Below are 19127 nucleotides of genomic sequence, written 5' to 3' on the forward strand. Positions count from 1 at the left end.
TTTTAGATGGGGTATTGGAGATTAGACGTATGCCTGGAAAAAAACATGAAACTGTTAAGCAGCGGATTTCAACGCTGTTGGATTTGTATTTGGAATTCGGAGGGATTGATTTTACGCCAACGGGTTCGGTGACACTAGAAAGTGAAACTGGAAGGGTGAAGCGAGAAGCGGATTTGTCTTACGAATTGGGGCCTAATCAAGAACTTCCTGATTTGGTGGTGGAAGTGGTGGTGACTAGCGGCGGTATTGACAAGTTGGAAGCTTACAAACGCCTGCAAATTCCTGAAGTTTGGTTTTGGGAAAATTGTAGACTGCGTTTGTATTCGTTGGGGGCTGATGGATATGCAGAGGTCGATCGCTCTTTGGTGTTGCCAGATTTAGATATTGTATTATTGGCGCGGTGTATTAATATTGAAAATCACCTTCAGGCGATGCGGGAATTTAAACAAGCGATTCAAGGTTCTTAGAAGCCTGTTTTGAGAGTTGATTATTGAACCGCGAAGACGCGAAGGAAGAGTTGAGTGGGGGCGGGTTTAGGAGATTATCGGTTTTAGGCAATTATTGTTGCTGAAACCCGCCCCTTGTATCTACTTTTTACAATTGTCCGAAACCTTTTTTGGGTTTATCTTTTTTCTTTTTCTTTTTCTGTTGTTGGCCGCCCATGTAGCCACGGGCACCGGGCTGCATTCCTGCCATTCCTGGCATTCCTGGCATTCCCGGTAATCCTCCCATACCTGTAAAGTTACCTTGACTCATTTGCTGCATCATGGTACGCATTTTTTGGAAATCGCTCACGAGTTTGGTGACGTCGTTTTCTGCATAGCCTGCACCTTTTCCGATGCGACGGCGGCGGGAGGGTGAACTTGCTAATAGTTCGGGATTGCGGCGTTCTTCCACTGTCATGGAATTAATCATGGCTTCGGTGCGTTTTAGCTGCACTTCTCCTTGTCGCATTTGTTCGTCGGAGAGTTTGTTCATCCCTGGTATCATTTTCATGATGCCGCCTAGGGAACCCATGTTTTTTAGCAGTCTGGTTTGTTTGAGAAAGTCGGTAAAGTCAAACTTTGCCGTCAGCATTTTCTCTTGCATTTTTTCGGCATCGGCGATGTCGAATTCTTCTTGGGCTCTTTCTACTAGGGTGAGGACGTCGCCCATGCCGAGTATTCTCGATGCCATGCGATCGGGATAAAATGGTTGCAATGCTTCCACTTTTTCGCCGACTCCGACAAATTTAATTGGGGCACCGGATATTTGCCGTACTGACAAGGCTGCTCCGCCGCGGCTGTCGCCATCTAATTTGGTTAAGATTGCGCCGGTAATGCCGATTTGTTCGTGAAAGGTGCGGGTTAAATTTGCTGCTTCTTGGCCTGTCATGGCATCTACAACTAACAGTGTTTCGTGGGGTTGTACTGTTTGTTTGATGCGGCCTAATTCTCCCATCATGTCTTGGTCGATTTGCAGGCGGCCTGCTGTATCGACGATGATTGTATCGACGCCTAGTTGTTTGCCGTGTTCGATGCCTTGGCGGGCAATTTCTACGGGGTCAGTATCAGTACCTAGTTCAAATACTGGTACGTCTATTTGTTTGCCTAGGGTGAGCAATTGGTCGATCGCGGCTGGTCGATAAATGTCGGTTGCCACCAGCAATGCGGTACGATTTTGTTTGCGGAGGTGCAGTGCTAGTTTGGCGGTGGCTGTGGTTTTACCGGTGCCTTGCAAACCAGCCATCAGGATGACGGTGGGCCCGCTGTCGGCGATGGCGAGGGGTACGTTGGTTTCCCCCATGACGCGGACGAGTTCGTCGTGAACTATTTTAATGAATTGTTGGTCGGGACGGACGCCTGAGACTACTTCTGCTCCTTGTGCTTTGGCCGTTACTTCGGCGATGAAGTTTTTGACGACTTGGAGGTTGACATCTGCTTCCAGGAGGGCGCGGCGGACTTCTTTGAGCGCGTCTTGGATGTTGCTCTCGGAGATTTTATTCTGTCCGCGCAGTTTTTTCCAGGTGGATTCGAGTCGATCGGCAAGGGCTTCAAACATAGGGCTTTGTTGGCTAGTCAGTCTTTTTTATTTTAAGGGTAAATGGCGGTGTTTGGATTCATGTTTTGCTAAAAGTGGGATTTTTTATGTATGAAGGGGGATTAGGGCTGATGAATTTGGATATTTTTTAACTTATTTGATGTGGCTTTTTTTGTATTCAGGACTTAGGCACTCTATCTACATCTGCGCTTGAAAGTAGGAGCGTATACCCTATAAAAGCTTCTGTTAACATAACTCCAAAAATCGGGCGTGCCACAGTTTGCCACTCTCTGTCAAACCTTGCGATCGCACTTTAATTTTGACGTTTTTGGGATTCGCCTCATAGAGTCGGCTAATTTCCTGCATTTCTGTGGCGCTAAACCCGGTTCCGACTGCTCCCATTGGCACTAATTTGCCCTGATTTTCTTGAGCTACTTCGATCGCACTAAAGGGCCTGCCCGCAACTTTTGTCGGTGTTAACCCCACAATCCACAGCTCGAATTCCAGACAATATTTTGTCCTCACCATGGGGAATTTTTTGATATCTTTTCCCCCTACATAGGGGCAGTTATGCAAAACCCACACTTCGCCTTCTTTATTTTCCGATTCTTGCTGATTTGCTAGTACAAGTTTTTCGGTGGCGGTGCGAAAGGTCGGTACAATTTCAAATTCTTTAGATAAATTTACCAGCATTTCGCCAATTTCTACTCCCGCAGCAATTCGTGTTGATTCCGGCAACGGAGTTAGGTCATTTCCTTGGTAAAACAAACATTTAAAAATAGCATAAATTGCTGAGGGTGCCAGGGTGGGAAAACCTCTTTCTATATTAACTGTAGCAGCTTGGGAGCCTGTGCGGTGTTCGCTGCCGGTACAGCTTTTGTAATATAGTTCGCCGTCTAAAACAAAGATGCCTATTTTAGTTGCTGTGTCAATTAATGCTTGCTCTATTTCAATGGATGGCTGTTGGCGTAGGTTTGTCGATCGCGATTGGTAGTATACTTTGTCTGGAGTGGCGATCGCCACTACTCGATTGCCGTCGCGTTTTGGCTGTCCCCAATAATCTGAATTTTCGATGTAATAAGAACGTGCATTCGGTGCGTCTACCGGCTGCATTGTCACAACTTTTCCCGGCTGTAAGTGTGGCGGTAATTGGGCAATTATGGGATTGTTGACAGTTGTTTCTATTTTGGGGGCGGAATTTGATTTGGCGTTGGCAACGAGATTGGTGGTAGCATTGGGTTCTTCCTTGAGAGCGAGTGGCTGTTGTCCAGTTTCCAATTCAAAAGCTTTTTTCCAAAATCCCATCGCCATGTCTGGATATCCTTCCGACTCCGCACAGAGTGCAAAACTAATCACTTTCGCCGTACCAATACCGCGCCCGTAATCAGCTAAATATTGTAGGGCCCCCGCTTCACCCATCAAGTGTAATTCTCGCTTAACGATGCGATTGTTCCAGCGTTCTCGAATGTCGGCACTGATTTTTTTAGCTGCTTTTCGTTTGGCTTCGACGTATTCGGTGCAGTTCATACTGCCTCCTGTTTGTAGGGCTATTTATACATTCTACAAAAAAATAATTTATTAGTCAAGTTTATAGCAAGAAACATTAGGGTGTCAGTAAAAATGCTAAGATAGACTCGATCGTATACTCACATTAATGATGCGGGGCTTGGTGGATTGCTAAGTGTAGTTAGCCAATTTGCGATCGCAGGTTGGAAAATTTAAGATCGAGTCTAATTGTAGTAGATGATGAGATTGATTTTGTACAGCAAACCTGGATGCCACTTGTGCGAAGGGTTGCAAGAAAAACTGGAACAGATTGAAAGCATCAAGTTTCAATTGGAAGTGCGAGATATTACCCAACATGATGACTGGTTTCAAGCTTACCAGTACGAAGTGCCAGTTTTGTTTAAAGTGTACCCTCTCGGAAACAATTCTGCCGATGTTGCATCCTCGCCCCTAGAACAATTACCCCGTCCTTCTCCGCGCTGCACAGTCGCACAATTGGAGCAAATGTTACAGAAATATTTACAAAGCGATGGGTCAAAATAGATTCAACACAGTTTAATGAGGAGTGATTGACATGAAATTGAGAGAATTATTAGCAGCGGTTCCCAGCATTTCTTTTGACTTGCAACATCCCGCCCTCGATGCGGAAGTCCAGGGTTTATCGACTAATTCCCACGCTTGTAAGTCGGGGGATTTGTTTTTGGGAATGCCGGGAACGCGGGTAGATGGGGGAGATTTTTGGCAAAGTGCGATCGAGGCTGGTGCTGTAGCTGCCATAATTTCCACCTCAGCCGCCCAAAAAATACCCCCCCAACCCCCCCTTGGCAAGGGGGGGCTAGAAGAGGTTCCCTGTGTGATTCCAGCAGGGGATATGGCTCAAGTTTGCGGTCAAATAGCAACGGCATTTTACGGTAGTCCAGCTAGCCAATTGAAACTGGTTGGTGTTACGGGTACTAATGGCAAAACTACAACTACTCATTTAATCGAATTTTTGCTGAATCAAATGCAGTTACCTGCGGCGATTTTCGGCACGCTTTATACTCGCTGGCCTGGCTATGAAAAAACCGCACTTTACACCACACCTTTTGCTGTGGATCTGCAAAAAGAATTAGCAGAATCTGTCAGGGATGGATGTAAATATGCGGTGATGGAAGTCAGTTCTCATGCTTTGGTACAGCAGCGTGTTTTGGGCTGTAATTTTGATGTTGCCGTGTTTACCAACTTGACTCAAGACCATCTGGATTTCCATAGCGATATGGAAGATTATTTTAATGCAAAATCGCTTTTGTTTAGTCCAGATTATCTCAAAGGTCGGGCGGTTGTGAATATTGATGATGCCTACGGAAGGCGAATCATGAAAAGTCTCAATTCTGAGCAAGTTTGGAGTTACAGCACTAGCGATAAAACCGCTGATTTGTATGCTGATGATTTGGAATATCAACCCAACGGCGTTAAAGGACTATTGCATACTCCTAAAGGAAAAACTGCTTTTGTTTTGCCTTTAGTTGGTCAGTTCAATTTATCAAATATGTTGGCTGCTGTTGGTGCTGCTTTGGAGTTGGGTTTAGATTTGTCGGCAATTGTAGAGAAATTATCGGAATTTGTGGGAGTTCCGGGACGGATGGAACGGGTGCAAATAAGTGCCGACCAAGATATTAGTGTAATTGTCGATTACGCGCACACTCCTGATAGTTTGGAGAACTTGTTGAAGGCTTCGCGGCCGTTTATTCCGGGTCAGATGATTTGTGTGTTTGGTTGCGGTGGCGATCGCGATCGCACTAAGCGTCCAAAAATGGGTAAAATCGTGGCAGAATTGGCCGACTTAGCTGTTGTTACTTCCGACAATCCGCGCACTGAAGTTCCTCAGCGGATTTTGGAGGATATCCTAGCAGGAATTGGACCGGAAGTCAATCCCATCGTCCAGTGCGATCGAGCTGCTGCAATTCGCACTGCGATTATGGATGCTAAACCCGGAGATGGCGTGCTGATTGCGGGTAAGGGACACGAAGATTATCAGATTTTGGGTACTGAAAAAGTTCATTTTGACGATCGAGAACAAGCCCGAAATGCTCTCACAGAAAGAATGAATGGGGTTAGCAGCTAGTTAACAACATACCCAGATGCCAGATTTCTTTAAGAAGTCTGGCATCTCAACAGCAACAAATCACGAGTCATACTTAACAAATAAAAATAAATGGAAAAAGCTACGTTGACTTTTTAATAAATCTGGGAGTAACACTGGGTACGCATCAAAAAAACTCAGCCACAACAGCTTTAGCAATACCCGATGAACAGTTATTTTATGAAAATTTGCGGCCGAAGTCTCATTTTTATGCGCTTCGCACTCAATTGGAATTAATGCTCGATCGGGAGCAGCGTCCAGAGTATGAAGATTATATCATTGAGCAAGGGGAAATAGCAGGTCATAAAAGTTTAGTATCGTCGAACTTGGAGAAAGCCTCTGATTTGGCTGTTGCTAATCTTTTTTGGTACTTCAGAGTCCGGGATGAATCAGAAGAGGAATTAGAATTAGCAAACACCCCATAAAATGGGTAGAATTTACCTGACAACATCATTGTCAGCCATTCTGTAGGGGCGGGTTCACCAATAGCTTTAAAACTTGCAGACAGGTTAAATAAACCCGCCCCCACCCCGCGAGGTAGCCCCTTATTGCAACTGTATCTATGGATGAACAACTGTACCGACTGATTGCACAGGCGTGCCAGCACCCCTTGAAAAGTCCGAAAAGGCGAAAGGCGATGAATCTGCTGCTAGTTGAAATTCAACAACTACCGGGATTAGGTAAATCCTCTCACCCAGACTATTTAGATGCTTTGAATCGTACCTTTGAATGGATAAACCGACAACTATGTCAAGGCTTCGATCGCGATCGACCTTTGATTCAAAAGCGCTTGCTGCAATGGGTCAACAGTTACCTCTCCTGGCGACTTAAAGATTTATACTCACAAGCAAAGGGCGATCGCAGTTTAGACGCACCTATTACAGACAGTCAAACCGAAACTTCCCTGCTGGAACTTCTAGCAACAACAAATTTTGAGATTCCCACGCGCAGCGGACTTGACGGTTATATCGAACAAATAGAACTAGAACAACAACAACAGGTTGGTCTAAAATTGGAACAGTACGTGGAGGAAGATATTGATGAAAAACTGCGGAATTGCCATCCTCAAACCTATCCAAATTGTAACTGTCAGTTACTCAGTTCCAGAGTGCTGTTAAAAAACCCGCCAGATAAGTTTAGCGCGATCGCCAGAGAACATAATATCAACTATCAAACTCTAAAATCTCATTGGGAAAGGAACTGTCGCCCCTTACTCCAGGCGATCGCTCTAGAGCTAGGATACCAAAGAGAGGTTTGAACAATGAACAGCACAGAAGCCCCCCGATTGACAGTTCCCCTCGGTACCGAAGCTCACCGTCTGGCGAAGCAATTAGCAACAGAAACCCTGTCACTCGCTCCCCCATCCACCAAGCGGGAAGTGGCCAAGCGAGTTTACCTCAATACATTAGCTGTTTATGCCGTTTACAGTTACTTGAAGTGGCAAGCCTACGAGCCCCAGCTACAGCAAGGGGATAGCTGGCAGCCTATAATGTGTGCTCGATGGGATGTCGCCGATTTGGTACTCCCAGGAATCGGTAAATTGGAGTGCCGTCCTCTGTGGTTCGGGGAAAGTGCGATCGCCCTTCCCCTAGAAGCAACAGAAGAGCGCATTGGCTATGTAGCCGTTCAGTTTGAGGAACAATTAAACTCAGCAAAACTGTTAGGATTTGTACCATCAGTGGAGGCTTTAGAAATACAAATCGCTAATCTTCAAACCCTCGATGATTTCGTAGATTATTTAGAGCGACTGGAGTTGGCCAATAGTTTCTTGCTGAGTGGCGATCCAGTAGCAGTGCAAGTGAGAGATGTACTCAACACTCGATCGATAGCCGAGATTATTGCCCAACTGGAACAGATTTATGGCAACGAACCGGAAGATGAAAGAGCCTATGCTGTTAAAGATGTTTTTACTGGTGAGGGAGTTTATGCAGCCAGCGATCGGGAATTGGGAGAAAATGTTGATGAGGGCGATCGGGAAATTGAATTATTAGAACTAGCTGAAGAATTGCTAGAAAAATTAAGAGAAATTTGGAGCTAATATCATGTCATGTTAAATATAGCAATCCTAAATGATTCGCAAAATATGTAGGGGTAGTGGATGGTGCGTGCCTACCCCGACCAAAGCGGGCAACCACGGGGGGTTTGCCCCTACAAGAATTATGCAAATGATTTAGGATTGCTATAGATATAATTCCTGTAGGGGCATCGCCCGCCCCATTGGTGTCAACTTAACGTCAAACCCAGTCAGAGACTGCTGTTTGACTATTAAGCCTAGATCCCCCCTAGCCCCCCTTAAGAAGGGGGGGACAAGAGTGTTCTCAAAGTCCCCCTTCCCCCCTCCCCCCTTGGGGGGGGCAGGGGGGGGTGGGGGGGCTAGGGGGGGTGGGGATTTAGGGGGATCTAGACTCAGCTAAAAACGAGATTTATCAAGGCTTTCAGTCTTAAGTTGACACCAATGCGCCCGCCCCTACAAATATATTTGCAAAAATGAGATGCACCCAATTGAGAATACTAGAAAGCCGGCAATTTGAAATAGAGGCGATCGGCGATGAGCGCTAAAAAAATTGATGAACAGCGACAACAAGCTTATTTCGATTTTCTAATGAAGTTGCTGCTGGTAGCGGCAAAAAGTGAAGGAAATGATAAGCTATTTCACCCCTTATTTCTAGAAAATATAGAGCTATTAAATGAAGAATTTGCTCTCTATTTGCGAATTAAAGTCAACGAGTTTTATAAGGAATATGAATTTCAACAGTGTTTAACATTAGCAGCAATTCTTACTCTAATATCCGAAGCAATTCAAAAATTCCCTCAAGGCTCCAAGGCGAATAATTTAGAAATTGCGATCGCCGGTTACGAAGCAGCCTTACCAATTTTAAGCCAGCCTGAAAATCAGCTAATGCGGGCGCACCTACAAAATAATCTGGGTCTTGCTTATAAAGAGCGAATTTATGGTAATGTGTCTGACAACATAGAGCAAGCAATTCAATGTTATCGAGCAGCACTGCAAATCTTTACTTACGAGGCATTTCCCGAACAGTGGGCGAAAGCATCTAGCAACTTAGCAATTGCCTATCAAGAGCGAAGCCAGGGAGAACCCGCAGACAATCTAGAACGATCGATTGCTATCTTACAATCTACTTTACAAGTAAATACCCGCGAAGCTTTCCCCTATAAGTGGGCAAATACTCAAGTGAATTTAGGGGCTGCTTACTTTCGGAGAATTCAGGGTAAACAGGCTCACAACATCGAGTTAGCTATTACTTGCTATGAAGCATCTCTACAAGTTTTAACCAAACAGGAATCTCCGCCGCTATGGGCGGGTATTCACAACAATTTAGGTGTTGCTTACAGTCAACGAATTAAGGGAGAGAAAGCTGACAATTTAGAGCAAGCGATTCACTGTTACAAAGCCGCTTTAGAAATCAGGACTGTTTCAGCATTACCGATCGACTGGGCCCAAACTCAAGATAATTTAGGCAGTGCTTATCTAAGACGCATTCTAGGCGATCGTGCGGACAATTTGGAACAGGCAATTCAACACTACCAAGCTGTTTTACAAGTTCGGACTCATCAAGCATTGCCTCAACTGTGGGCGCAAACTCAAAATAATCTGGGAAATACTTATCTTGACAGAATTCGGGGCGATCGAGCCGAAAATATCGATCGAGCAATTACTTGCTACCAAGCTGCATTGCAAGTTGATTCTCGTGAGGGAACACCTCAGTCTTGGGCAGATACACAAATGAATTTAGGTAATGCTTATTGTAACAGAATTTTGGGCGAGACAGCCACCAATATAGAACTGGGAATTCAGTGCTATCAAGCAGGATTATTAGTCTACAGCCGCGAAACACATCCTTTAAATTGGGCTAAAATCCAACAAAATTTGGGCAATGCTTATCGGGACAGAAATGCGGGCGATCGAGCCGAGAACTTAGAGCAAGCTATTCGCTCTTGTGAAGCAACTTTGCAAGTCTACAGTCAAGAATTAGATCCATATTACTGGGCTAATGCACAAGTAAATTTGGGAAATGCTTATGCACATCGAGTGAAGGGAGTGCGGGAAGAAAACTTGAAAGCAGCCATCGATTGCTATCAAAAAGCTTTACAAGTAAATACTCGCGAAGCCTTACCGGAAGATTGGGCCATGACTGTGACCAATTTGGGAGCGGCTTATGAAAAGCTAGGAGAAACTGAAAAAGCTATTGCTCATTTTAAATTAGCTTTGGAAATTTACACTCCCGCAGCCTTTCCCCGCGATTGTTTGCGAGTAGGAAGAAGCCTCGGAAATATTGCTTTTACAACTGAAAAGTGGGAGAAAGCTATTGAAGCTTATAGTCAAGCTATTGAAGCGGTAGAAACTAGCCGTTCTTGGACAAGTAGCGAACAGCGGCGGCAGGAAATTTTAGAATCATCTTTTCGGGTATACGCTAATACAATACAGGCTTGCGTCAACAACAAACAGTTAGATAAAGCCATTGAATATGTAGAGCGATCGCGCTCCCAACGCCTCGTAGATTTAATGGCAAGCCATGACCTTTATCAGGGTGAATCAATTTCTCCCGAAATTCAAACATATTTGCAGCAGTATGAGACTTTGCAACAACAAATAGATTCCTACCGCTCTCCTCAGCTATCTAAGATTGACCAAGAATTCAAAAATGTGAAAATTAGCACTCGTTCCCGTGCGGCTCTAGCTGCTATTAATGAATCGATCGCTCAATTAGAAGCTCAGAAACAACAAGTTTGGGAACAACTCAGGCGCTTAGATCCCGTATTGGCCGGAGAAATAAAAGTCGCAGCTCCTAATTTAGCTCATATTCAGCAATTGATCGAACATCAAACAACAGCTATCCTGAGTTTTTACACAACTTACCAAAATACTCACATCTTTGTCATCAAACGCGATCGAATTACTTGTCATACTTGTTTAGAGCAAGACAAAGGGTTGCAAACCTGGATTTTCGAGCGCTGGTTACTTCCCTACGTGCAGAATAAAGCGGAATGGCAAAACTCTCTGCAATCAACTCTATCTCAATTAGCACAGTCTCTCGATTTAAAACAACTAATTGAACACCACCTAAGTGGTATTGAAGAACTGATTATAGTACCTCATATTTACCTACATTCAATTCCATTTAGCGCTTTACCTATTGATAATGACCAATACCTCGGAGATAGATTTCTCATACGCTATGCTCCCAGTTGCCAAGTTTTAGAATTTTGTCATAAACGCCCTCAAACCAAAGTTAAACTGAGGTACGGAACCGTGGAAGATGCGACAGAAGACCTACCTTGTGTGAGTTTTGAATGTTCTCAACTCGCTCAAATATATAGCATTCCTGAAGAACGACGGCTGCGCGGTCGCTCTCAAGCAACTGTCAGTAATTATCGGCGCTTGGTAGAGCAAGTTTCCGGTCTTCATTCTAGTCATCATGCCCAATCTCGCTTTGATAATCCTTTAGAATCAAAGCTATTTTTAGGTGATGGATCGATTACCCTGGGGCAACTCTTAACTCCGGCTTGGAGGTTCCCTAACTTGGAGGATGTTTTCCTTTCTTGCTGTGAAACAAATCTTGGTTTAACTGAAATAACAGATGATGTTCTGACTCTTTCCACTGGTTTCTTATGTGCTGGTGCGAGAAGTGTTATCGCTACCCTTTGGGCTGTTGACGATTTAGCAACCGCACTATTTTCTATTTTTTACCACCAATACCGACAGCAAGGAAAAAGTCGCATTGTCTCTCTACAACAAGCCCAAGAAAAGTTGCGATCGCTTAGCGGTCAAGCACTCAGTGAATACCAGCAGCAGCTAATACCATTACTTGAGAGTAAATTTAGGGCGGCCGAAAAAGCAAAAAAAGCAGCTAAAGAGTCTCGCGATCGCGAAGTCAAAGGAAGTGAAACTTATATCAACTGGTATGACCAATACAAGCAACACACAAAGGTAGCAGAACGTCTTCGGAGCACCAAGAACCAATTCAAAGATGCGATCGAGAAACCTCTTCCCTTCTCTCACCCCTCCTACTGGGCCGCTTTCACCTGTTCCGGCTTGCGCTAACTCAAACAGTCCTGGACGCATCAAGCCCAAAGAAACCGGGTTTTTTACCATTTCTGCGGGCTGTAAGCAAGTATTTTCGTAAAAAACCCGGTTTCTGACTACCCCTGATTTCGGCGGGCTGTAACGCACTATTTTGGTGAGAAACCGGCTTTCTCACCAAAAATTTTTTCATTTCCCCCCAAAAACCTGCATAATTTTTCGACTTGGCCCTGGTTAATAGAAAAGCGCAGTTGGCCAACTCGCTTCTCCCAAAATTTCTGACTCACCTTAACGGAGAAACGAGCAATGACAGCATTTTATCGACTCATATCCTATCCCCCGCTAGGAGAGATTTTTCAACCTCAAACCAAAAAAAGTGAGGATGAAGATGACGATCCTATTGTTCCACCTAACCTTCGCTAGTCATCTAGTCCTGGACGCTCCTGGGCCGATTAAATTCAGATTTTACATCATTTTCAATAACCTGTAGGGGCGGGTTCGCCAAAAGCTTTGAAGCTAGCAAACAGGTTAAATAAACCCGCCCTCCCCCACCAATAACCCCTTTATTGAGAATGGTGCAAGATGTTAGTTAAACCGGGTTTTTTTACGAACCGGACTTACGCACGCCTATCGAAGAAACCGGGTTTTTTACCGAATCTGTCGGTGGGAACCCAGTATTTTCGCAAAAACCCGGTTTCTTTGGTATTGATGCGATCGCGAACTAAATCTCTAATTTTGGAGACTGCGAATTAGGGGGATAATTCAAGCGCTGGCGTGCTGTGATTTTCCAAATATCTAATTCCGGCAGTCTCCAATGCGTTCCTTGAGGTTTGCGATCGCCGCGATCGCACTTCAAAAAATTATCATAATCAACTAATGCTTCTTGGATCTTGCCTTGAGCATCTTTCACTTGTGCCAAAATATAATAAGTCGGTGGGTGAAGATGATTGAGAGCGATCGATTTTAAAAGCTGTAACTCAGCATCGTTATAGCGATTTTGCAGGAAGTAAGCCCACCCCAGGTTTTTGTGCAAAGCCGCTAGAACCAGATTGTCTTTGACTTTCTCTAAAATCGGCAATATCAGGTTAATTGCTGTCTCCACATTTCCCGATATAATTTCCAAACGTGCTAAATTACCGATCGCTGCATAAGCCCCTCGGTTGTTAAATCCGGCGGCGATTTGATAGTGAATTCGTGCCGTAGATAAATCTTGCAACTGTTCGTAAGTAGCTCCTAAGTTATAGTGAGATGCGGCTAAGTCAGGATTAAATCTGATGGCTTGGGTTAAGTAAGCTTTGGCAGTTTGGAACTCTCCTGACAAATACTTTTTATGACCCAGTTGATTGAGGTATTTGGCAATCAATTGATGAATTATGTGTTTTTTTATTTCTGGATTCAGGGTAAAACTATCTTCTCCGGCTTCAATAATTTTTACTAAAAATGCTTGTTTAATGAGTGATTCTAAAACTGGTTGCAAGTCAGATATTTCTCCAGCAAAGGCTATATTTGATTTCAAATCATTGGTGCTGAATGGTTTACTTCTCAAGGCTAAGCAACCGATTAGGTAAATTTCTGTATCTGATAAATCAGCGCTAGTTTTTTGCAAAAAATCTCGCAGAATCGGCTGTATAACTAAGGTTGTCTGCTGGATTAATTGGGTGATATTCCCTGAAAATAAGTCAGCAAAGTTAGCGGTGACAATCTTTAAAAGTAAGGGATTGCCACCGTATAATTGGCTCATTTCTGAAAATGACTTGTTTTCGGTACTACTAGAAAACCTTTTGGCTGAATAGAGAATTTTTAGAGCGCTTTGCTCGTCTAAGCCATTTAGTTGTAATAATTTAATATGTGAACTTTGTTCTACGAGCGAATTAAGTTCTAGGGGTTGATGCCAACTGGTGAGTAGCAAACAACTTTGATGGCGTGATGTTACTATTCGCTGGAATAAGTCTGCATAATTTTCGTATCCTGGTTGATAGCGATCGCCCTGAAGGAGGATGCTATCAAGTTCATCGAATACTAACAAACACCGTGAGGAACGTAGGTATTTGAGCAATAAAGAGATTCTCTTTTCCGTATTCTCTGGTAAGTGGGTTTCTGGCTGGGGAGACAAGGATTGAATTAAATCGAATAAGATATTTGACATGGACGGGCGTTCTTTGAGCGATCGCCAAATGCAATAATCAAACTCACCCTGAATTTGTTGTACTGCGGTGAGGGCCAATGCAGTTTTGCCAATTCCTCCCATTCCCAGTAGTGCAACTAATCGACAACCATCGTTGACTATCCATTGCTTTAAAGTGGCAAGTTCAGCACTGCGATCGTAGAAAATAGGGACATCAGGCGCTTCACCCCAATCGATCCGGGGGCGTGTTTTCGCCGCTGTCTCTGAAGGAATAACTTCGCTGATGGGCGGGTTAGTGTCAGCACAGACAGCAGACTTTACCGTGTCATTTTTAACAGAAATCCCATCGCTGGCTGTACCATTACTAAAATTAGCGACTTGCTGTTGATACTGTGAAATGAGGATTTGCTGTAATCTAGCCAGCTTTCCTGGCCCTCGACCCACAATTTGAAATTTTTTGTAAACCTCACCGAGTCTTTTCTGAAGCGCTTCTTTGCTGACTCCTAGTTCTTGTGCGATCGCATCCATCGGTTCGCCTTGAATCGCCCTGGAGAGTGCCTCAAATTCGTTGTCGGAAATACCTAAATTGGTGGCTAGATTTCTTAAAAAGTTTTGGGGAATCATTAGACATCGACCATATTTATTGTGGAACAGGCATCTTGCCTGTTCAAAGCTTGCAATTCTTGCGATGTCTATTGTATTAGATTACTACAAAACATCGTTTTATATAAGATTTTGCTGGTAGAACAGGAGGTTTGCGATCGCCCTTGGTAGTCAGAAACCGGGTTTTTTTACGCAAATCCTCCGCTCAAAGCCGACAGTTCAAGTAAAAAACCCGGTTTCTTTGGTCTGATGCGCCCAGGACTGCAATCGCCCTTGGTGTCCACAACCTCTCCGCCTTGCTCTCTCATTGTATCCGCCCTATCTCACTTTACTGAGATAATGACCGGCGATCTATCTTACGACAGGGAGAGCAGAATAGCCAGACTCTCGTCAATGACAAAGCTGCTACCTCACTCCTGGGTTCGCATCAAAAATGGATATTTGTGGGGCTAAGCCTTTAGTCAAGCCTTTGAGGGTATTAGACTTCGCTGTATCAGAATGCTGAAGTGGCTGAGCGACCCATCCCTCTGGGTAGTTTTCTCTTTTTACTGAGATTTACTTGACTCATATACTTGACCGTTGCTGGAAAACCTGCTAGGCTAATTCTCAGTTAAATGATTTAGCGGTCGATCGGGGCGGTTGAGGGCCAGATACTCTGGCAGATGGCAAACTTTCCCGTGGGTGTCTGCATAATTTTTTGACTTTCCCCTGGTTAATAGTTGGAAGTTTAAACTTGCGATCGCTTCTCACTGAATCTAGGAATCGTTTTAGTCAAAGTCCATAAATCGGAGGTACTTTATGGTTTCATTCTATCCAGGTCAAAAAGCTAATGAACTCGCCAAGGTAGCTCAAGAGCGATTCGAGCGTGCGGTTGAAGATTTGAAAAGAGAAGAAGCAGCCACAAACAAATTGGCAGAAGAGTATGGCCAACTTCAACTGAATGTCATAAGAAGCACAATTAAGCGCTTTGTTACCTTCCTTGAAAATAGTGGTCGGAAGGCTTCAGAAAGTGAAAAGCGGCTTTTAGAAGGGATGGATTTTTCAGTTCAGCAGATGAAGGAGTACAAAGCTGCGGCGGTAGGAGCAGAACAATATTTTATGGCTGGTGTTAAATCCGCAGGAGCAGCCGCAGCAGGTTACGGCGGTGCTATTGGTGCTGTTACTTCACTAGGAGCAGCCAGCACGGGAACAGCTATCTCAACTCTCAGTGGAGCGGCTGCTTGGAATGCAACTTTAGCATGGTTTGGCGGTGGAGCGGTCGCGGCTGGTGGCGGCGGTATGGCTGTGGGTGCTGCTGTATTAGGCGGTATCACCCTTTTACCAGCTTTGGCGATCGGTGGCTTTTTTGCTGCTAGTGAAGGCGAGAAAGCGATGACAAAGGCGCGAGAGCATGAAGCTCAAGTCAACAAGGCGATCGCAGACATGAAACTTGCTAAGGACTTTGCTAAACAGGTAAGACAGCGGATTACTGAATTGAGAGGAGTGTTTGGATCTATGAACACTCGTGCTGTTGAAGCTTTGAGTCAACTGGAATCTCAGCCTTTTAATCCCAAGAGAGATGCTGAGAAGTTCCAACAGGTAGGACTTCTGATGAAGGGACTTGTAGAAATGTTGAAAACCCCTGTTTTAAACAGTGACGGTAAGCTTAACCTCGGCACTGTGAAGGTTTTGGAGAAATATCGGATTTTACCAGGGAAATAGAAATCGCGATCGAAGTAGTCTCAAGACTTACGCAGAAAATCTATTTGTAAGGTGGGCATTTCCCACCTTACTACTTAACCAGGCAAATAGAAATGATAGCTAAAAAAATTCCTGTAGAAATCTTTAATCCCGGCGCCGCGGCTGAGTGCTTCCGCGATGTTGTTGAAGCTTACACCGAATACAAAATAGTTGCAGAGCAAGAGCAGACTAAACGGCGTGGCATCGAAGCTTGGGAAAAAGCAACGATTGCCGACATTCAAGCAAAACGCGATGCTTTAATTAACTATCTTGAAGGCTCGTTTGATGAACGTGCTAAGAACTTTAAATTTCTGTTTGAAAAGGTAGATGAGGCAATAGCGATCGGTGATAATAACCAGTTAGCTTTAGCCATGACTTCAATTACCGAAATAGCTAATTCTAGTCCGTTCAAAGACCTTGCTAATTTGACATCTGTCAGAGCAGCCCTTGACGATCCAGATCATGAATGGACATTTTAATTGAAAAAGTGAGGTCTCGTAAAATGGATAAATTGGTTAGAAAAGCTGCTGCATTGGGATTACCCGCAATCATTCTGCTAATTGTAATGGCAACTACAGGCTTAACAGGTGGGGCTGCAATTACAGCAGCTTTAGCATTGTTAGGTGTCCCACTCGCCGCTGTGGGTGGTCCAGCAGGTATGTTAGGCGGAATTGCACTGCTGGGAATCATCGGTTTAGCTACAGAAACATTGTCTAAGTATGGTCTTGAAGCAGTGCTAATTGGGATTTACAGACAGCGCCTTCAAAACGGAGAATCCAGATCGCGTCTGTGCGGAGAAATTCGGAATTTACCTATCTCTGGGGAAATGAAACGCAGACTTGACGAAGAGTTTGGCTGTTAATAGATAGGTAGAATGAGGCTTCGTAAACCATCTCTTTCTAAATACGAGCATAATTTACGCACAAGCTCTATCTGTAGGTGGGCATTGCCCACCTTACCGCTACAAAACGAAATTATAAAAATGCGATCGCTCAACTAAACCAGGAGGAATCATTGATTAAGTTTATCGGACAAGTCGAACTGCGTAACAGTCACCGAGTCTACTACCAACAGGATTCTTACCGAGTAGAGCAAATTAATCAAAATAGAGAACAAGTAACTTACTCTTACGACATTCCTGACAAAGCTGTGGAGTATCTATACAACCAACTAAAGGGTTGTAAAGTTACACCAGAAGATGCTTCTACCGTTCTCAAGCCCGTCGCTAAAAACTTTAATCTCCCCTATAAATATGGTCATAAACTTGACTACTACGCTCAGGAAGTATTAGTGGTACTTGTAGCATTAGGTCAAGCAATTCTAACTAAAGAAGGTCGAGCCTACTTCTACACCATTGCCTAATTCAATCTTGGACGCAAAACATAATTATGTAGGGTGCGCACTGCGCACCTTACCGCATTCAATCCAGGAGGTAAGTGCCAGCAAGATTTAAAACAAATAATCCTCACCTATCTAATACTTTTTCCTACAACACTCAAAGACATGAAGTCTAAATCAGTTACGCAAATCACTGGTATTCCCGGTCAATTAGTCGGTGCAGTTCCCGTCCGAACCAGTGGAACAGGAACTCTTAAAATTGTTGGGGACACCTTACAAGGAAATTTCAATTCATTTTTTGACTTAGAAATAAAAGAAATTGTCATTCTCATTCAAAATGTCAAAGCAGTTGAAATTGGGGAAGGCTGTACTTGGTGGCTACTCGTACTCGGAATTTTTACCCTCTGGTTCTTCTTCATTGGTATTATCTTCATTGTGTTAGCTTTTGTCGTAAAACAGCGTTATATTGCCATTTACACGAGTAGTAATAATCTCATTCTGTTTTGCACAAAAAATGATAAACTCAACCACTTTCGGAACGAAATTATAGAAGCTTGTCGTCCTAAACCTCCCTATATCCCTCGACCTTCTCAGTCTCCACCAGCACCACATTCTTTAGCCAAAGTGATTGACACTTAGTTAAATTTACCAGGTCGATCGCTATTTCTACCAAAGTGCGATCGCTCTGATTTTATTTAGATACAAAAGTGCGATCGCTACTTTTATTTAGGAAAGCACAAAGCACGGTTGGAACAAAAAAGTTAGGGACATACAGTTTAAGGAGTTAAAATCTAATGCAACTAATTTTGGCAGAATTTTGTGGACGCTGGGGCTGTTCTTGGTGGGAGAACATTATCACCATCATCTTGGTTAGTCTGAAGGGTAAGGGTGCTGTACTATTGCTGGGATTATTGCTGATACCGATAGTTTTGGTGGTGCTAATATTGCTAGTAGGCTTGATAGCAGCTTTTGAATTTATTGCTAGTTTTGGGAGAGACAAACAAGATATCAAAAACCTAAACAATTCTCAGGAACAAGACCAAACCATTTTATCAGCAGGAGCTAAGTTTCTCGGTCGTAAAGGAGCTAAATATTTGGGTCGTAAATTGAGAGAAGGAAACAAACATGAAGATGTCAACTCTCAGGAACAAGACCAAACCATTGTATCAGCAGGGGCTAAGTTTGTCGCTTCTAGAGGAGCTAAATTTTTGAGTCGTAATCGGGGGAAAAAGGTGACTTAATCCCATCAGTAAACCACAACAGGCGGCGGATTCTCATAACCCCCTAACCAATAAACACAGACGCGCGATCGCGATCCATCAGGGCGATCGATTAACTCACTCTTTTAAGATACAAGGGGCGGGTTTTACCAAGCATTTATGTCTCAAAAAAACAATCTCGTAAACCCGCCCCCCCCCGATGCTAGAAGGATGGCACTGGACTTGATATTAGTTGAAGCTATTTGTCAAGTGCGATCGCACCTGACAAATAGCTTCAAATTCAGTCCTGGACGCATAAACTCTAAAAACAACAAAGCCCCTTTCTAGAAGAGAGAAAGAGGCATTATGTGTGGTAAATAAATCCCAGGCATCGAGCTATTTTCTCAGGCAGTGACCCGCCAAATATCTTCGCCACCGCAGCGTTTAACAACC

General features: G+C 43.9%; 17 protein-coding genes. 14 read left to right on the top strand and 3 right to left on the bottom strand.

Going from position 1 to position 19127, the window contains the following annotated elements; all coding sequences use genetic code 11:
* On the top strand, window positions 1–467 hold a 467-nt coding region (locus tag AAFP11_RS25300; RefSeq protein ID WP_341739505.1), incomplete at its 5' end, for a Uma2 family endonuclease.
* Between the two features lie 127 nt (window positions 468–594).
* Here the strand turns inward: AAFP11_RS25300 and ffh are convergent.
* Both ffh and AAFP11_RS25310 read right to left on the bottom strand, forming a co-directional pair.
* Window positions 595–2040, bottom strand: a complete 1446-nt coding sequence (ffh, locus tag AAFP11_RS25305) for a signal recognition particle protein (protein WP_341739506.1) — start codon at window positions 2038–2040, stop codon at window positions 595–597.
* Between the two features lie 225 nt (window positions 2041–2265).
* The gene (locus tag AAFP11_RS25310) at window positions 2266–3546 is read right to left on the bottom strand and encodes an ATP-dependent DNA ligase (protein WP_341739507.1); all 1281 of its coding nucleotides are present in this window, start codon (window positions 3544–3546) and stop codon (window positions 2266–2268) included.
* Window positions 3547–3765: 219 nt separating this feature from the next.
* Between AAFP11_RS25310 and AAFP11_RS25315 the strand changes: the two genes are divergently transcribed.
* The 6 genes from AAFP11_RS25315 to AAFP11_RS25340 all read left to right on the top strand — a co-directional run bounded on the left by AAFP11_RS25315 (window position 3766) and on the right by AAFP11_RS25340 (window position 11711).
* Window positions 3766–4068 (top strand): glutaredoxin family protein, encoded by a 303-nt coding sequence (locus AAFP11_RS25315; RefSeq protein ID WP_341739521.1) that lies wholly within the window; start codon window positions 3766–3768, stop codon window positions 4066–4068.
* A gap of 31 nt (window positions 4069–4099) precedes the next feature.
* Complete coding sequence (locus AAFP11_RS25320; RefSeq protein ID WP_341739508.1) at window positions 4100–5629, top strand: UDP-N-acetylmuramoyl-L-alanyl-D-glutamate--2,6-diaminopimelate ligase; 1530 nt, start codon at window positions 4100–4102, stop codon at window positions 5627–5629.
* Window positions 5630–5835: 206 nt separating this feature from the next.
* Window positions 5836–6072, top strand: coding sequence for a hypothetical protein (locus tag AAFP11_RS25325; RefSeq protein ID WP_341739509.1), 237 nt, complete (start codon window positions 5836–5838; stop codon window positions 6070–6072).
* Window positions 6073–6209: 137 nt separating this feature from the next.
* Entirely contained in the window at window positions 6210–6905 is a 696-nt protein-coding gene (locus tag AAFP11_RS25330; RefSeq protein ID WP_341739510.1) for a hypothetical protein, read from the top strand.
* Window positions 6906–6908: 3 nt separating this feature from the next.
* The gene (locus AAFP11_RS25335) at window positions 6909–7685 is read left to right on the top strand and encodes a DUF1822 family protein (protein ID WP_341739511.1); all 777 of its coding nucleotides are present in this window, start codon (window positions 6909–6911) and stop codon (window positions 7683–7685) included.
* Between the two features lie 510 nt (window positions 7686–8195).
* On the top strand, window positions 8196–11711 hold the full coding sequence (locus tag AAFP11_RS25340) for a CHAT domain-containing protein (protein WP_341739512.1): 3516 nt from the start codon (window positions 8196–8198) through the stop codon (window positions 11709–11711).
* A gap of 700 nt (window positions 11712–12411) precedes the next feature.
* Here the strand turns inward: AAFP11_RS25340 and AAFP11_RS25345 are convergent.
* Complete coding sequence (locus AAFP11_RS25345; RefSeq protein ID WP_341739513.1) at window positions 12412–14439, bottom strand: NB-ARC domain-containing protein; 2028 nt, start codon at window positions 14437–14439, stop codon at window positions 12412–12414.
* Between the two features lie 777 nt (window positions 14440–15216).
* On the opposite strand from AAFP11_RS25345, the gene AAFP11_RS25350 reads away from it, so the two are divergent.
* The 7 genes from AAFP11_RS25350 (at window position 15217) to AAFP11_RS25380 (ending at window position 19022) form a co-directional block, all read left to right on the top strand.
* Window positions 15217–16119 carry a hypothetical protein gene (locus AAFP11_RS25350; protein ID WP_341739514.1) on the top strand — a complete coding sequence of 301 codons (903 nt, stop codon included), beginning with the start codon at window positions 15217–15219 and terminating at the stop codon, window positions 16117–16119.
* Window positions 16120–16211: 92 nt separating this feature from the next.
* Window positions 16212–16616 (top strand): hypothetical protein, encoded by a 405-nt coding sequence (locus AAFP11_RS25355; RefSeq protein WP_341739515.1) that lies wholly within the window; start codon window positions 16212–16214, stop codon window positions 16614–16616.
* A gap of 23 nt (window positions 16617–16639) precedes the next feature.
* Window positions 16640–16999 carry a hypothetical protein gene (locus AAFP11_RS25360; protein ID WP_341739516.1) on the top strand — a complete coding sequence of 120 codons (360 nt, stop codon included), beginning with the start codon at window positions 16640–16642 and terminating at the stop codon, window positions 16997–16999.
* Window positions 17000–17076: 77 nt separating this feature from the next.
* Window positions 17077–17499: a hypothetical protein gene (locus AAFP11_RS25365; RefSeq protein WP_341739517.1), complete on the top strand. Its 423-nt coding sequence runs from the start codon at window positions 17077–17079 to the stop codon at window positions 17497–17499.
* Between the two features lie 141 nt (window positions 17500–17640).
* On the top strand, window positions 17641–18114 hold the full coding sequence (locus AAFP11_RS25370; RefSeq protein WP_341739518.1) for a hypothetical protein: 474 nt from the start codon (window positions 17641–17643) through the stop codon (window positions 18112–18114).
* A 155-nt stretch (window positions 18115–18269) separates the two neighbouring features.
* Window positions 18270–18716 (top strand): hypothetical protein, encoded by a 447-nt coding sequence (locus AAFP11_RS25375; protein WP_341739519.1) that lies wholly within the window; start codon window positions 18270–18272, stop codon window positions 18714–18716.
* A 138-nt stretch (window positions 18717–18854) separates the two neighbouring features.
* Window positions 18855–19022, top strand: coding sequence for a hypothetical protein (locus AAFP11_RS25380; RefSeq protein WP_341739520.1), 168 nt, complete (start codon window positions 18855–18857; stop codon window positions 19020–19022).
* The last annotated feature ends 105 nt before the right edge of the window (window positions 19023–19127 follow it).

This window comes from Microcoleus sp. CAWBG640 (assembly GCF_020883015.1).
Lineage (GTDB): Bacteria > Cyanobacteriota > Cyanobacteriia > Cyanobacteriales > Microcoleaceae > Microcoleus > Microcoleus anatoxicus.